Source organism: Oceanobacillus alkalisoli (genome assembly GCF_022213125.1).
Lineage (GTDB): Bacteria > Bacillota > Bacilli > Bacillales > Amphibacillaceae > Oceanobacillus > Oceanobacillus alkalisoli.
The window spans coordinates 218,557-234,534 of record NZ_JAKNRA010000003.1; the positions used below are offsets into that span (position 1 = coordinate 218,557).

Genomic DNA, 15,978 nt, shown 5'->3' on the forward strand with positions numbered 1-15,978 from the left:
AAGGATACCCATGAACAACTGGTCTGAATTAGTAGAAATACAGCCTCTGGCAACTCAGATTCTCACAAACAGTATAACAAAAGGCCGAATTTCTCATGCGTATCTTTTACAAGGTGAACGGGGAACTGGGAAAGAGCAGATTGCCCTCGTCATGGCGAAGAGTCTCTTCTGTGAAAATAGACAAGGGACAGAGCCGTGTAACACCTGTAATAACTGCAGACGAATCACTTCTGGCAACCATCCGGACGTTCATTGGATCGAGCCAGAAGGTTTATCCATATCAAAGGAGCAAGTGCAGCATTTACAGAAGGAATTCTCCTATTCTGGGATGGAATCCAATCAAAAGGTGTATGTTGTTAAACATGCGGACCGGATGACGGTAAATGCAGCGAACAGTCTCCTGAAATTTTTAGAAGAACCGAGTAAGCAGACGACAGCAATGATGCTTACGGAAAACAGTGGGGCGATTCTTGCAACAATCCGCTCTCGTTGTCAGGTTATAGACTTAAAGCCGCTGAACCCCCTGCAGTTTCAGAAACAATTGGTTACAGAGGGAATGCGAGAGCAAGATGCAACCTTGATGAGCGCGCTGACGAATAATTTAGATGATGCGTTTCAGGTTGTGCAAGACGAATGGTTTGTGGAAGCAAGAAAGCTAGTGTTACAATTAATAGAAATGCTCACAACCAATCATGATAATGTTTATCTCTATCTCCACAGTAAATGGCTCACACATTTTAAAGAGAGAGAGGATCACGACCGAGGGCTTGATATCTTACTCCTCGCCCTGCGTGACGTCCTTTATTACCATATTGGGAATGAGGGTGCGATGACCGTTTTCAAACCGGCGGATGCATTACTCGAGAAGAGCTCGATGAAATTTTCACAACATCATTTATCGAAACTGCTTGATTACATCATCCAGGCAAAACGGAAACTCTCACAAAATGTCCAGCCTACATTAGTAATGGAGCAGCTCGTACTGCAAATGAAGAGGTGAAAAAAATAGAATGATAGAAGTAATTGGTGTCCGCTTTAAAAAGGCGGGTAAAATATATTATTTTGATCCAGGGATAGAACAGATTACACCGGACAGCTATGTGATTGTGGAAACAATTCGTGGCATTGAATTTGGGAAAGTCGTTATTGCAAGCAAGCAGGTGGATGAGGAAGATGTTGTACTTCCGCTTAAGAAAGTGATTCGAGTAGCAACCGATGAAGATAAACGTACGGTTGTTGAGAATCAGAAGCAAGCTCAAAAAGCAATGGAAGCCTGTTCTATAAAGGTGATAGAACATGAACTCGAGATGAATATGGTGGATGTAGAATATACATTTGACCGGAATAAAATCATCTTCTACTTCACTGCAGACGGCCGGATTGATTTCCGTAATCTTGTGAAAGACCTTGCATCCATGTTCAAGACAAGAATCGAACTACGGCAAATAGGTGTCCGTGACGAAGCGAAAATGCTTGGTGGTATTGGTCCATGTGGTCGGATGCTTTGCTGCTCGACATTTTTAGGTGACTTTGAGCCTGTATCGATTAAAATGGCAAAAGATCAGAACTTGTCTCTTAATCCAGCGAAGATTTCCGGATTATGCGGTCGCTTGATGTGTTGCCTGAAGTATGAAAATGACCATTATGAAGAAGCTAAAAGAGAACTGCCTGACTTTGGTGAAGCGATCAAGACGCCACACGGTAAAGGTAAAGTTGTCGGCTTAAATATCCTGGAAAAACTCGTACAAATTGAATTAAAAGAACAAGAACGTACGATTGAATATACATTAGATGAAATGATCGAAGAAGGAATGTTAGCGCAGGCCACAAAGTAGTGAAGAGGTGAGTGGGCGTGAATAATAGGGAAATATTTGACCAGGTTGCCGATATGGAAAAGCAAATTGGTGAACTATATGAACGACTTGGCGAATTAAAAGGGCAGCTAAGCAGTGTCCTTGAAGAAAACCATCGCCTGCAAGTAGAGAATCACAATTTGCGCAACCATTTGGAGCAAACGAATCAAGAAAAAGAAAAACAAAAGAAAAACAGTAAAGATGATGATACGAAAGAATACTTACCAGGAGAAGGCCGTGATAACCTTGCAAGGCTTTATGATGAAGGTTTTCACATTTGTAATTTAGAGTTTGGAAGTCCGCGGCAGAATGAAGATTGTATTTTTTGTCTGGATTTCTTTGCAAATAGAAAATAGTGTACTAGCCAAAAACTGTCCTATTATAAAAATAGGGCAGTTTTCTCACGGATTAACAGTCTGTAATATACAGTCCGTAAATCCCTGATTCTGTTCAACTAACATTCAGTAGGGGAAGGAAAGAAAACCCTTGCTGAATGAAGTTTCACTTTATTAAGGTGTTAGTATAGAAAGGATTCCAACATGGTAAAACTATACGATGATGAACGGCTCGATTACTTATTAGCCGACGAGTCGATGAAAATTATCCAAAGCCCGACAGCATTTGCCTTTTCGCTTGATGCGGTATTGCTCGCTCATTTTGCTAGTATCCCACTTAAGCGTGGTACAATCCTTGATTTGTGCACGGGAAATGCAGTGATTCCTTTACTCATGTCGAAGCGGAGTAATGCGAAAATTACAGGAGTGGAAATCCAAGAACGGATTTTTCAAATGGCAGAGCGCAGTATCGAATTCAATAATCTCGGGGAGCAGCTTTCCGTTATTCACGGTGATTTAAAAGAAATGCTGCCGGTGCTCGGTCATAGTAGCTTTGACGTTGTAACGTGTAACCCGCCTTATTTCCGTTCTCCGAAAGCAACAGAGCATAATGAAAATGAATACCTTACGATTGCCAGACATGAAGTCTACTGTACGTTAGAAGATGTTGTTAAAGCGTGTAAACTGCACGTCCGTCCAGGCGGGAAGGTAGCAATGGTTCACCGGCCGGGAAGGCTTGTTGATATCATTACGCTCTTCCGGCAAAATAAAATAGAACCAAAGCGAATCCAGTTTGTTTACCCGAAGCATGGGAAAGAAGCGAACATGCTGTTAGTTGAAGGAATACGTGACGGGAAGTCGGACATCAAAATTCTTCCTCCTCTATATATTTACCGTGGTGACGGGAGCTATACGGAGGAAGCTAGGAGCATTATCTATGGCTAACACGCATCTTGTTTATATGTTGAAATGTAAGGATAATACATTATATACAGGTTATACAAATAATCTTTCCCACCGGGTCATGATGCATGAATCGGGGAAAGGAGCAAAGTATACCCGCGGCCGGGGTCCATTTGAAGTTGTCCATATAGAAGATTTTCCGACAAAGGAAGAAGCGTTACGACGTGAATATGAGATCAAGCAGCTCTCGCGTGCTGAAAAGGAAGAATTAATCGGTGCTAAAAGAAAGAAGTGTGTGCGGAAATGATGATCCAAAAGAGCTTTGCAAATGAAACAGAAGGCGCCATTATTCTCGTTCCGACACCGATCGGGAATCTGGAGGATATTACGTATCGTGCGTTAAATACGTTAAAGACAGCGACTGTCATTGCGGCAGAAGATACGCGGAATACGAAGAAACTTTTAAATTACTTTGAAATTACGACCCCATTAACAAGCTATCACGAGCATACTAGAAATGAGAAAATAGAAAAGCTGATCAACAAAGCGGAAAGTGGAGCACAAATCGCTGTTGTAAGTGATGCAGGTATGCCGGCCATTTCTGATCCCGGTACAGATATTGTCAAGGCTGCATTAGAACGGGATATCAAAGTCATTGTCCTGCCAGGAGCAAACGCCGCCCTTAGTGCCCTTGTTGGTTCCGGCCTCTCGACAGATGAGTTTTACTTTTACGGATTTTTGCCACGGAAAAAGAAAGAAAAGGTCGAGGTTTTGGACAGGTTAAAGTCCATTCCGGCGTCGCTTCTCTTCTACGAATCACCGTTCCGTGTAAAGGATACTGTAAATGTTCTACATGAAACATTAGGCGACCGGAAGATCACATTAGCCCGCGAACTTACGAAACGCTTTGAAGAATATATCCGCGGAACAATAGAAGAGGTGCTCACTTGGGTGGAAACAAATGAATTGAAGGGTGAGTTTGTCATTGTTGTTGAAGGAGCAAATGAAGATGACGCGCAAGCTGCTGCTGATTGGTGGATTGATCTCGAGATGAAGGAACATGTAGAGCATTATATGGATCAGGAAGGATTATCAAGTAAAGAGGCTATTAAGCAAACGGCGGTGGATCGCGGTGTTCCGAAACGGGAGGTCTACCAAAATTATCATATTCGGAATTAGCGCCACACAAAAATAAAACTGGGTGCATGATTCAACCCAGTTCATTTAATTTTAGAGTTATGGTGAAACTATCTCCCATGTTGGGTGAACAATTAATTTACTAAGCGGGATTCAATTTCTTGAATTAACGCAGCAGCACCGTCTTTACTAAGGATGAGCTTGCCACCTGCGAGAAGTAAGTTATCATCGGATACTTCACCAGTAATATGGCATGCCATCCGAGATTCATACTTCCGTAAAATAATTTTGTCATCATCCACATAAATTTCAATTGGATCTTTCTCGTGGATGTCCAGTGTGCGTCTTAATTCAATTGGGATTACGACTCTCCCAAGTTCATCGACTTTGCGAACAATTCCAGTAGATTTCATATTTTTTATCCTCCCCAGATAATGTTGGAAACGGCACTCTTTATATGTATGCTGCCAATTTCCTTGTTTTTCTTTATCTAAATAATTGCAGATGTTTTATATTTGTCTATATATTCCGCAATTACTGATAACTTAAGTTAAATTTTAAAATGCAATTCATAACATCTACTTAGCAATAGAATAACAACATCACTAAATAATGTCAATTTTATTTCTCAAAATATTCATTAGTTAGAAAATTAATGATTCAATTTGTCGAAAACAATCTTTTGCATGCTAAAGAAAGTTATAACGCCATAAAGTTTAGCTATCATAATAGCTTGATAATCACGTCCAGCTCCAGCGCCCAGCGACTAGCGAGACTTCCTTCACCTCCGTGCGATAAAGAAGACTTGCCGATTGGCTTTGCCAGAGGCTTAGTCGCACTTATACCCTTGCGGTGAAAGTCAACATCAGCTCCCTTTGGTCGCTATGTTTCCTTTATCTCCTACGGGAAAATAGGAAGTTCGATTAAGATCGCCACGTCCTGTGGCAACATCGAACTACCTCCCGTCCTGGGAGGCACAGTCCGTACGTCGCTAAACGGGCGCTTACGCTTTTGTTCCATTTGGCAAATTCTTATATAATCGTTACAATAGATTTTAGGTATAATGATACTAATGAGGAGGTTCACCATGGGTAATTCGAAAAACACCTTTTATATAACAACACCCATTTATTATCCAAGTGGAAAGCTACATATCGGTAACGCTTATTCCACGATTGCCTGTGACGTTATGGCGCGGTATAAACGAATGACCGGCTATGATGTGTTCTATCTTACAGGAAGTGATGAACACGGGCAAAAGATTGAGCAGAAAGCGGAAGAGTTGAATGTTTCGCCGCAAGCCTACGTGGACGAAATGGCAGAAGGAATGAAGAAGCTTTGGAAGCTGCTCGAAATTAGCAATGATAAATTCATCCGTACGACCGAGCCGACTCACAAAAAAATTGTTCAGGATATCTTTGAACGTTTCCTTGAACAAGGTGATATTTATCTTGATGAGTATGAAGGCTGGTATTCGATTCCGGATGAAACGTTCTATACAGAAACACAATTAGTCGATGTAGAACATGATAAAAACGGGAATGTTATTGCTGGTAAATCCCCAGACAGTGGACATCCAGTAGAACTGATCAAAGAGGAATCGTACTTCTTCAAGATGAGCAAGTATGCAGATCGTTTACTTGAACATTACGAAACACATCCTGAATTCATCCAACCAGAATCCCGTAAAAATGAAATGATCAATAACTTCATTAAACCGGGACTGGAAGACTTAGCAGTCTCTCGTACTGTATTTTCTTGGGGGATTCCAGTACCGAGCAATCCGAAGCATGTTGTGTATGTATGGATTGACGCTCTGGCGAACTATATTACCGCACTTGGTTACGGTACGGAAAATGATGAGTTGTTCAATAAATACTGGCCGGCAGATGTCCATATGGTTGGGAAGGAAATTGTACGCTTCCATACCATTTACTGGCCGATTATGCTAATAGCTCTTGATTTGCCACTGCCGAAGAAAATTTTTGGTCATGGCTGGCTCTTAATGAAAGACGGAAAAATGTCGAAGTCGAAAGGAAATGTCGTCTATCCGGAAATGCTTGTTGAACGCTATGGTTTAGATGCATTGCGCTACTACTTAATGCGTGAAGTTGCGTTCGGAAGCGATGGCGTCTTTACTCCGGAAGATTTCGTCTCCCGTGTTAACTTTGACTTGGCAAATGACCTCGGAAACTTACTGAATCGTACAGTCGCCATGATTAATAAATATTTAGACGGACAAGTTCCAAGCTACAAAGGAAATATTACGGCTTTTGATGAGGACTTAAAACAAACAGCTGCAGAAACGATTACAGATTACCAGAAAGAAATGGAGAAAATGCAATTTAGTAGTGCACTCACGCATGTATGGCGCCTCATCTCTCGAGCGAATAAATATATTGATGAAACCGAGCCATGGAAGATTGCGAAAGAGGAAGACAAACAAGCAGAACTTGCAAGTATTATGGTACATTTGGCAGAAAGCTTGCGGATTGCTGCATCCCTACTGCAACCGTTCCTAACACATGCACCGAAGAAAATTTTCGAACAGCTCGGCCTAGATACAGATATGGCGGGGAACTGGGAAGATGTTCAATTTGGGAACTTCCCTGAAAATGTTACAGTCGTTAAGAAGGGTACTCCAATCTTCCCGCGTCTTGAAGCAGAGGAAGAAGCAGAATACATTCGTTCCCAAATGGCTGGGGGCGCTGCTAGTGAAGAAGAATGGAACCCAGAAGAAACCGAACTCGTTTCCAGTAAAGAGAAACAGATTAAAATTGACCAATTTGACCGCGTAGAACTAAAGGTTGCGGAAGTGATCGAATGCTCTAAAGTGGAAGGTGCGGATAAATTGCTGAAATTCCGACTCGATGCGGGCGATAAAGCACATCGTCAGATTCTTTCTGGGATTGCGGAGCATTATCCGAATCCGGAAGAATTAATTGGTAAAAAGGTAGTAATTGTCGCGAACTTAAAACCACGTAAGATGCGCGGAGAAGTGAGCCAAGGTATGATTCTATCTGCAGAATCTGATGGAAAACTTACAGTTGTTGAAGCACCGCAAGACGTGCCGAATGGTTCATTAATTTCGTAAACGGATAAAAAAGAATTACCCTGCTATATGGAGCAGGGTTTTCTTTATATATGAAGGAGCTGAACAAATGTTATTTGATACACATGTCCACATGAATGCTTGGCAATTTAAAGAAGACCGCGAAGAAACAATCCAGCGTGCCTTTGATGCAGGGGTTACGCATATGACCGTTGTTGGCTTTGACCATGAAACGATTCCTCTTGCGATTGAAATAGCGGAACAATATGAGACGATTTATGCGGCAATCGGCTGGCATCCAGTTGACGCGATTGATATGACGGATAAAGAATTAGCTTGGATAGAAGAGTTGTCCGAGCATCCGAAAGTCGTTGCAATCGGTGAAATGGGGCTTGATTATCACTGGGATAAATCACCGAAAGACGTTCAGGCTGACGTGTTCCGGGAACAGATTCGCTTGGCGAAAAGGTTGGACATGCCGATTATAATCCATAACCGGGAAGCGACGGAAGATATTATTCAAATTCTTGAAGAAGAAAAAGCCCATACGGTTGGCGGAATTATGCACTGTTACAATGATTCGGTACAATATGTCCAGCGCTGTTTAGATATGAATTTTTATATTTCTTTAGGTGGTCCGGTAACATTTAAAAATGCCCCGCTGCCAAAAGAAGTGGCAAAGGAAGTGCCACTGGATCGCTTATTGATTGAAACCGATGCCCCGTATCTTGCACCACATCCAACTCGCGGGAAACGCAACGAGCCTGCTTACGTCAAACTTGTAGCAGAGAAAATTGCGGAGCTTCGAGAAATAACATTAGAAGAAGTTGCTGAAGCGACGACGAAAAATGCATTTAACGTTTATAATATTGAAGCGAAATAAAAATGGGATAGATGGAGAAATCATCTCTATCTGTTCCACTTTTTTTATTCGACATTTTGATACAGATCTATCACTTTGTTAATAAAACTTTTCGTAGCAGGTGATGCTTGATCCGTGTGGGCGATGCCGATTATCCGGTATGCTTCTTTTTCAAATTCAAGCGGGATGATCTGATGCCAGTAATGCTTTAATACGAGTCCTGGTCGGATACTGATCCCGATATTCGCTTCGACGAGGGCAAAAATCGAATGATCATCCGAAATTTTATATTTCATATTCGGCTCAATGTGATGCCGCTGGAATAATTCATGGATTTCATTGTCCCAGCCTACTTCCGGCTGGATCAACGGATATTCCTCCAGTTGACTCATCTTTATTTTTTTCTGTTTGTGCAAGGGGCTTGCTTTTGAAACGATACAATATAACGGGTCTTTTTTTAGGGAGATAAATTCAATATTTTTATTTGCCGGTTTCGTTGTAAAACAGCAATCCAGTTCCCCCGCGATTACCCTGTCTTCGAGCCCGTCAAAATCATCTTCAACAAATTCAATGGAAATACCTGGATAGCTCTGTTTGAAAGCTTTAAAAATTGTCGGCATCCAGTTCGTCGTAACACTTGAAAAGGTCCCGACCTTGATACAGCCTGTCTCCATTCCGACTAATGCGGCAGCCTCTTCGAATAAGATATTATTCATATTAATGATTTTCCGCGTATATTCGTAAAATTTCTCTCCTTCTCTTGTCAAATTGATTCCAGAACGATTACGGACCAACAGACGGAATCCAAGTTCATCTTCCAAGCTTTTAATAGCATGGCTGACCGTTGACTGGGTGAGGTTCAGTTCCTCTCCAGCCTTTGTAATATTTTCTATGGCTACGACTTTATTAAAAATTTCATACCGTTGAATCGTCACGGTAACCCCTCCATCATGAAAGTAATTAATGGTATAGTTAAAATAAATTTGTTTTGTTAATCAGTCTCTGTTTAAATTAAAATTAAGTCAAGTAAAGGATGTGAGACTTTTATGAAAAAGAGAATCGTAGATATCATTTTTCTTACTATAGGTTCACTGATATTCGCACTCTCCATTAATCTTTTCGTCATACCGAATGAACTCGGTGAAGGGGGCGTAACCGGGTTAACGATTATATTTTATTACATGTTCGAATGGTCACCGGGACTTGTTAACCTCATATTAAACTCACTTTTACTGCTCGTAGGTTACCGATTCTTAGGAAAAACGACAACCGTTTATACGATTATTACGGTACTCTTCTTTTCGCTATTTTTACATCTGACAGAAGGCTGGAATGTTGCTTCAGATGAGATTATTATTAACGCGATATTTGGCGGTGTCTTTGCTGGTGTGGGGATCGGTTTAATTATTAGGGTTGGCGGTACGACTGCGGGTACGGCAATTTTAGCTAGTATCACAAATAAATATTTAGGCTGGAGTATCAGTTATGGCTTGCTATTCTTTGATTTAATTGTTGTCATGGGATCTTACTTTATCATCGGAATAGAGAAAGTGATGTTGACCGTTCTGATGCTCTATATCGGAACAAAAGTAATGGAGTTCATTATTGAGGGGTTGAATCCGAAAAAAGCTGCTACAATCATAACTAAGAACCCGGATGAAATTGCAGAACAAGTAAACTTATTAATCGGCAGAGGTGTTACCGTTTTTTCAGGACATGGATATTATACGAAAGACTCGAAGGAAATCCTATATATCATTATTAGCAAACAAGAAGTGATTAAATTAAAGAGAATTGTAAAAGAAAAGGATCAAGATGCGTTCGTTGCAATCCATGATGTGCGAGATGTGTTTGGCGAAGGGTTTATGGATATTTCAAAAACATAGTAAACGTAGGAAAGAATGATTGGAATGTATAAAGGGTATTTAATTGACTTGGATGGTACTGCTTACCGTGGAACAGAAGTCATTCAAGAAACACTAGAATTTGTAAAAAAACTACATGAGAGAGGAATTCCTTATTTGTTTTTAACAAATAATTCGACAAAAACACCGCAAATGGTCGTGAAAGTATTAGAGTCATTTGGCTATCCGGTTACGAAAGAACAGATTTATACATCTTCCCTGGCCACTGCTCAGTATGTGTCTGATTTGAACCCGAATGCAAGAATTTATATGATTGGTGAAATTGGTCTCAAGCAAGCACTGACTGAGAAAGGGTTGATTCTCGTGGAGCAAGGAGAAGAAGCTGAGTATGTTGTATTCGGACTTGACCGCGAAATAAATTATGAAAAATACTTTCAAGCCTGCTTAGCAATCAATAATGGCGCAACTTATGTTGTAACGAATGGAGACCTGGCTCTCCCGACAGAGCGGGGGTTAATGCCAGGAAATGGTGCGATGGCATCTGTTATTAGCGTTTCTACAGGGGTAAAGCCTATTTTTATTGGGAAACCTAATATTACGATTATGGAGAAGGCATTAGACCTGATAGGTCTTTCTAAAGATGATGTCGCGATGATTGGGGATAATTATTTCACCGATATTTTAGCAGGGATTCACGCCGGGATTCCAACGATTTACATCGAAGGCGGTTTTTCAAAACGAGATGATGTTTTGACTTATGATAAGCAGCCTACTCATATATTGAAAGATTTATCGGAATTTGAAATTTAGCAAGTTTAAATCTTAGAAATGGCAGGTTAGCTTTAAAGATTGCAAGAAGAAGCAATTTTTGCCAAAGAAGCGGGATTAACAATGCTGAAGCGAATCGGTAAACCGAATGACGTACTAGGCGCTATTGTATTTCTGGCATATCGGATGAATCATCTTATATAAATAAACCAAGAACAGCCGCGATTTCAGTCATGAGAGGTTCATAACAGGTACACATCTCTTTATTGATGGGGGCTATTCTGTAATCTAAATAAAAAGGCTGGGATTCGTTATATCCCAGCCTTTTTCCGTGTGTTCTCCGATATTTCCTCTAATAAGAAAAATTCTCTGTAAAACCGTGTCGAAACTCCTTCATTTCTGTTATATAAATGTAAACAATGTCTTATTTCCAGAAACATCCATTACCTGGTAAGCTAGATTTTACATGCTAAATACTATTATACTGAATAAATAGATAATTTCGTAACCCTTGTATACCAAGCGATTAGAGGCTATGAAATATATTTACAATCGAACTGTAATTGAATTGTAATTTGATTGTAAACGGAATAGCTTTGACTTTACATATACGTATTAATATAATCGGTTTCGTACAAGGAGGCAGGAGCATGAAAATTTTTCATAAGCTTATGCTAGCATCAAAAGCGAAAATGGTTCTTTCGAGTATTGGTGTTTTAGCACTTGTTTTATTTACGAGCTTACTAGTAGTCGAAGCAACAAAAAAAGAAGTAATCATCGTAGACAATGGAGAAGAACAAGTTGTAAACACCCACAAAAACACGGTGGCAGAGCTATTTTCAGAAGTGGGAATTACAGTTGGTGCCCATGATGAACTATCACACAAGGAAGAAGCACCAATTGAAAACGGAATGACAATCGATTATAAGACAGCGCGTCAGGTAACCGTTACAATCGACGGGGAGCCTGAGAGTTTCTATACAACAGAAGATACCGTATTAGCATTTTTAAAACAGCAGGATCTGACCTTCTCCGAGCATGACGAGGTATCCCATGCAGATGGAGATTCAATTGAGAATGGCCTGGAAATCAATGTGAAGAAGGCATTTGATGTTACAGTAGTTGATGGCGGTAAGGAGTTAACCATTCCTGCCACTGGTGGCACGGTAGAAGAATTGCTAGCGGAGAATAATATCGAATTGAATGATGCTGATAAGGTTAATCCGGCATTAGACAAAAAGATAAAGAAGGACACAACCGTTGATATCACTCGTGTGACAACAGAGACGGTAGAAAAAGAAGAAGCAGTTGCTTTTGAAACGGAAAAACAAGAAGACGCTACACTGCAAAAAGGAGAAGAAAAGGTCATTACCCAAGGGGAAGAAGGCCAAGTTGTAAAGAAGTATAAGATTACAAAAGAAAATGGGGAAGAAGTTTCCCGGGAAATAATTGAAGAAGAAGTGACGAAAGAGAGTAAGGATCGCGTAGTAGCGATTGGTACGAAAGAGCCTGTCCAAGAGGCAGATCCAGGGCTTGTTACACTTTCAAGCAAATCTGACAAGTCACAGGGTGGCGGAAAAACGTTAACAGTAACTGCAAGTGCATTCACTGCTTCCTGTAGCGGCTGTTCTGGTGTCACGTCTACTGGAATCAATTTAAAGGCGAACCCTAATCAGAAGGTAATCGCAGTGGATCCAAATGTCATTCCACTTGGAACGAGAGTATGGGTGGAAGGCTACGGGGAAGCTGTAGCAGGAGACACTGGCGGTGCAATCCGTGGTAAACGTATTGATGTGCATGTGCCAAATAAGGGTGCAGCATATGATTGGGGAGTACGCACGGTACAAGTGAAAATTATGAACTAATAGAGGCTGTTCAAAAAGTCCGGTAAAAATGCCGCTTCGTGAAAGGGAGGTTCTACTAAGACGGTCCACGTCCTGTGGACAACTTAGAACTCACCACCTCGAAATTCTCGGTCCTTTTTGAACACATATTAATACTTATTTTAGTAATTACGCTCTTCTCATGGTAAAATCATGGGAAGAGCTTTATTTACGTGGAGGGCAAGTTTTGAAGATAAAAGAAATCATCGTCGTGGAAGGAAGAGACGACACAGCTAAAATTAATCAGGCAATCCAGGCAGATACGATTGAGACGAACGGTTCGGCGGTTAATAAAGAAATCATTAGCCGGATTCGCCACGCGCAAGAAAAGCGGGGCGTCATTATTTTTACCGATCCCGACTATCCCGGCCAGCGTATTCGTCACATCATAGATCAATCCGTTCCCGGTTGTAAGCATGCATTTCTTACTCAGGACGAGGCAAGGGCGAAAAATCCGCATAACAGGAGTTTAGGCATTGAACACGCCAGCCCGGAAATAATAAGAGAAGCACTGCGTAAAGTATATGAACTCACCGAGGAAACACGAGGAGAAATCACAAAAGAAGATCTTCTCACCCATCGTCTCATCGGTGTAAGGGAAGCAAGTGAACGCAGAAAACAGCTAGGTGAACAGTTGAAAATTGGTCATACGAACGGGAAACAATTATTGAAACGATTAAATCAGTTCCAGATTACCAAAGAAGATTTCGAAGCGGCAGTAAAAGCCATCCAGCAGGAGGATTGACATGTCAACCAAATATATCGCAACCCCATCGAAGACGAAAGAAATTTTGAAAAAATATGCTTTTGCTTTCAAAAAGAGTTTAGGCCAGAATTTTATTATCGATGTAAACATCTTACAAAATATATTAAAGCATGCAGATGTTAATAAAGAGTCGGGTGTCATTGAAATCGGGCCGGGAATCGGCGCTTTGACCGAACAGCTTGCCATTCATGCGGACAAGGTCGTCGCGTTTGAAATCGACCAGCGCCTGCTGCCGATTTTAGAGGATACATTAGAAACCTATCCCAATATCGAGATTATCCATCAGGATATATTAGAAGCAGATGTCACTGAAGTAATAAGACAGCAGTTTAAAGAAAATCAGCCAATCCATATCGTTGCAAATCTGCCGTATTATATTACGACACCGATTCTTTTGAAACTTCTCCATGACCGGTTGCCGGTTGAAAGTATTACCGTTATGATCCAAAAAGAAGTGGCAGAACGGATGGCAGCTGAACCAAATAGTAAAAGTTATGGTTCCTTAACAATTGCGGTTCAATATTATACGAATGCAGAAGTCGTTATGACTGTACCGAAGACAGTGTTTAATCCGCAGCCGAATGTTGATTCCGGTATTTTGAAGTTGGAGTTACGTAAAGAGCCGCCAGTCCATGTAGCGGATGAGGAATTCTTTTTCCGAATCGTTAAGGCGAGTTTTGCCCAGCGGAGGAAGACGTTACGAAATAATATAGCAAACCTTTTCTCGGATATGAATAAGACGGAGATTCAGGAAATAATGGACCGGGCGGGAATAGATGGCGAAAGACGCGGTGAATCCTTAAGTATGGAGGAATTCGCAGAGCTTGCGAATGTGTTTTATAAAGAAATAAACGAATGAATTGACGGCAAGGTGCACCTGAAGCATCCTGCCGTCTTTTCATTCCTGGAATAATTTGGTTACAACTTCAAGGAAACGTTTTGTAGCGTGAGATACATTTGTTGCTGTCGCCAAGGCGATCGTACGATAGACATCACCTGCAAAGGGCAACGTTTTAATAGCGTTATGCTGTTGTTGTAGAACGATCCCAGGTCTGATATTAATTCCCAAATTCGCTTGAACAAGCGCAATAATTGATTGGTCATCTGATACTTCATACGCAACAAGCGGGCTGATTTGATGTTTGGAAAAGAGTTCATCCACTTCCAGATCCCAACCGGCTTTCGGTTTAATTAATGGATACTTTTCAATCTGTTTCACTTTTACTTGCTGTTGGATGTTATCCTAGCAGCTCAGCAACTGGAGGCAGAAGGAGCCCGCGCAATCTCAGGTGCATGCGGATTTTTTGGAAATTTCCAATAACAGGAAGCGAATGCAGTTGACATTCCTGTATTTCTTCTCCGCTAGTACTGCCTTTATCGAAACGACTCTCTCTCAAATTTATAAGGTGAAGCAGGATGGTCAGTATAGAGGGGGGACACCTTATTTTATTAGTAAGGGATTGAATAAGAATTGGTTTGCTGCGATTTTTGCGGTCGTAACGATGATTTCCATGACGGTACTTGTTCCAGGAATTCAGGCGAATACCATCGCGCTTTCATTGGATGATGCGTTCGGAATCAATCCGCTCTTTACAGCAACTTTTACTGTTATTTTAATGGCTGCTGTTATCTTCGGAGGTGTGAAGCGGATTGCAAAGACCGCTGAAATCATCGTTCCTGTGATGGCGATAGGTTATATTTTGCTTTGCGTCCTTATTTTAGTCGTTAATTTTACAGAAATTCCTCATGTCATATCGCTCATCTTTTCCAGTGCGTTGAACCGAGAGTCTACATTTGGTGAAATTATCGGATCGGCCATTGCCTGGGGAGTTCAACGAGGGGCGTTTTCGAATGCTGCCGGCTTTGGTAGTGAAACGTTTGAAACGGGGGCTGCGGAAGTTTCTCACCCTGTAAAACAAGGATTAGTGCAAGCGCTCTCTGTCTATATCACAACACTAATCATTTGTTCGGCAACAGCATTTATGGTCATCACAACCGGGATGTATAACGTGCAATTATCGGACGGAACAATGGTTGCGGACAATATCGGAACGGTTGAGGCTGGTGCTAGTAATGTCCAGCTTGCGGTAGAATCATTTGTATCCGGACTTGGTGCGCCATTTGTAGCAATTGCTATCTTCTTCTTTGCTTTTACAAGTTTGATAACATATTCCTATAAAGCAGAGATAAGCCTTGCCTTCATGAATCGGAATAGGGAAAATAAAATCACATGGCCATTAACCGTTTTAAAGTTCGGCCTGCTGATTGCTGTTTTTTATAACAGTATCAATTCGGCGTCCTTAGCTTAGGGACTAGGTGATTTAGGTTTTGGGATCATGGCTTGGCTGAATATGATAGCGCCTGCTTTTCTAACGAAGCCAGCGATATTAGCGCTGAAAGATTATGAAACACAAAGAAAAGCTGGAAAAGACCCTGTGTTTGATGCGAAGGCAGCTGCAATTGCCAGTGCTGACTTTTGGGAGTGGCCGCCTGAGGAAAATGAAAAAGAAGGTAAGAAAGATCAAGTGGAAAGAGAACAACGTATTGTTTAGAT

Annotated in this window: 17 protein-coding genes and 1 pseudogene; 15 read left to right on the top strand and 3 right to left on the bottom strand. The window is 41.2% G+C overall.

The features are described from left to right. The first annotated feature begins 10 nt into the window (after positions 1–10). The 6 genes from holB to rsmI all read left to right on the top strand — a co-directional run bounded on the left by holB (position 11) and on the right by rsmI (position 4,270). Positions 11–1,000: a DNA polymerase III subunit delta' gene (gene holB / locus L3V42_RS07040; RefSeq protein ID WP_238471649.1), complete on the top strand. Its 990-nt coding sequence runs from the start codon at positions 11–13 to the stop codon at positions 998–1,000. Between the two features lie 10 nt (positions 1,001–1,010). Then, the gene (locus tag L3V42_RS07045; RefSeq protein ID WP_235763188.1) at positions 1,011–1,835 is read left to right on the top strand and encodes a PSP1 domain-containing protein; all 825 of its coding nucleotides are present in this window, start codon (positions 1,011–1,013) and stop codon (positions 1,833–1,835) included. Positions 1,836–1,852: 17 nt separating this feature from the next. After that, complete coding sequence (yabA, locus tag L3V42_RS07050; RefSeq protein WP_235763189.1) at positions 1,853–2,209, top strand: DNA replication initiation control protein YabA; 357 nt, start codon at positions 1,853–1,855, stop codon at positions 2,207–2,209. Between the two features lie 183 nt (positions 2,210–2,392). Then, positions 2,393–3,133, top strand: coding sequence for a tRNA1(Val) (adenine(37)-N6)-methyltransferase (locus L3V42_RS07055; protein WP_238471650.1), 741 nt, complete (start codon positions 2,393–2,395; stop codon positions 3,131–3,133). Further along, a complete protein-coding gene (locus L3V42_RS07060; RefSeq protein WP_235763191.1) occupies positions 3,126–3,398 on the top strand; it encodes a GIY-YIG nuclease family protein in 273 nt (90 codons plus the stop codon). Before L3V42_RS07055 ends, L3V42_RS07060 begins: the two co-directional genes overlap by 8 nt. After that, positions 3,395–4,270, top strand: coding sequence for a 16S rRNA (cytidine(1402)-2'-O)-methyltransferase (rsmI, locus tag L3V42_RS07065; protein ID WP_238471651.1), 876 nt, complete (start codon positions 3,395–3,397; stop codon positions 4,268–4,270). Before L3V42_RS07060 ends, rsmI begins: the two co-directional genes overlap by 4 nt. Positions 4,271–4,362: 92 nt before the next feature. On the opposite strand, the gene abrB is transcribed toward rsmI, so the two are convergent. After that, entirely contained in the window at positions 4,363–4,641 is a 279-nt protein-coding gene (abrB, locus tag L3V42_RS07070; protein WP_235763193.1) for a transition state genes transcriptional regulator AbrB, read from the bottom strand. 674 nt (positions 4,642–5,315) lie between these two features. On the opposite strand from abrB, the gene metG reads away from it, so the two are divergent. Continuing rightward, positions 5,316–7,322 carry a methionine--tRNA ligase gene (gene metG / locus L3V42_RS07075; RefSeq protein WP_238471652.1) on the top strand — a complete coding sequence of 669 codons (2,007 nt, stop codon included), beginning with the start codon at positions 5,316–5,318 and terminating at the stop codon, positions 7,320–7,322. A 67-nt stretch (positions 7,323–7,389) separates the two neighbouring features. Beyond that, positions 7,390–8,163: a TatD family hydrolase gene (locus L3V42_RS07080; protein WP_238471653.1), complete on the top strand. Its 774-nt coding sequence runs from the start codon at positions 7,390–7,392 to the stop codon at positions 8,161–8,163. 44 nt (positions 8,164–8,207) lie between these two features. Here the strand turns inward: L3V42_RS07080 and L3V42_RS07085 are convergent, their stop codons facing one another. Further along, positions 8,208–9,077 carry a LysR family transcriptional regulator gene (locus L3V42_RS07085; RefSeq protein WP_238471654.1) on the bottom strand — a complete coding sequence of 290 codons (870 nt, stop codon included), beginning with the start codon at positions 9,075–9,077 and terminating at the stop codon, positions 8,208–8,210. Between the two features lie 111 nt (positions 9,078–9,188). Between L3V42_RS07085 and L3V42_RS07090 the strand changes: the two genes are divergently transcribed. The 6 genes from L3V42_RS07090 (at position 9,189) to rsmA (ending at position 14,283) form a co-directional block, all read left to right on the top strand. Beyond that, positions 9,189–10,028: a YitT family protein gene (locus tag L3V42_RS07090; protein ID WP_235763629.1), complete on the top strand. Its 840-nt coding sequence runs from the start codon at positions 9,189–9,191 to the stop codon at positions 10,026–10,028. Between the two features lie 24 nt (positions 10,029–10,052). Then, complete coding sequence (locus L3V42_RS07095; protein WP_238471655.1) at positions 10,053–10,817, top strand: TIGR01457 family HAD-type hydrolase; 765 nt, start codon at positions 10,053–10,055, stop codon at positions 10,815–10,817. A 39-nt stretch (positions 10,818–10,856) separates the two neighbouring features. Beyond that, the gene (locus L3V42_RS18290; RefSeq protein WP_255783431.1) at positions 10,857–10,979 is read left to right on the top strand and encodes a hypothetical protein; all 123 of its coding nucleotides are present in this window, start codon (positions 10,857–10,859) and stop codon (positions 10,977–10,979) included. Positions 10,980–11,425: 446 nt separating this feature from the next. Further along, the gene (locus tag L3V42_RS07100; protein WP_238471656.1) at positions 11,426–12,640 is read left to right on the top strand and encodes a resuscitation-promoting factor; all 1,215 of its coding nucleotides are present in this window, start codon (positions 11,426–11,428) and stop codon (positions 12,638–12,640) included. A gap of 205 nt (positions 12,641–12,845) precedes the next feature. Beyond that, positions 12,846–13,403, top strand: a complete 558-nt coding sequence (rnmV, locus tag L3V42_RS07105; RefSeq protein WP_235763626.1) for a ribonuclease M5 — start codon at positions 12,846–12,848, stop codon at positions 13,401–13,403. A gap of 1 nt (position 13,404) precedes the next feature. Further along, entirely contained in the window at positions 13,405–14,283 is an 879-nt protein-coding gene (rsmA, locus tag L3V42_RS07110; RefSeq protein ID WP_235763625.1) for a 16S rRNA (adenine(1518)-N(6)/adenine(1519)-N(6))-dimethyltransferase RsmA, read from the top strand. A 39-nt stretch (positions 14,284–14,322) separates the two neighbouring features. Here rsmA and L3V42_RS07115 read toward each other — a convergent pair whose 3' ends face one another. Then, complete coding sequence (locus L3V42_RS07115; protein ID WP_238471657.1) at positions 14,323–14,643, bottom strand: LysR family transcriptional regulator substrate-binding protein; 321 nt, start codon at positions 14,641–14,643, stop codon at positions 14,323–14,325. Between the two features lie 118 nt (positions 14,644–14,761). Here L3V42_RS07115 and L3V42_RS07120 point away from each other — a divergent pair. Further along, positions 14,762–15,976, top strand: a pseudogene (locus tag L3V42_RS07120) (alanine/glycine:cation symporter family protein). The last annotated feature ends 2 nt before the right edge of the window (positions 15,977–15,978 follow it).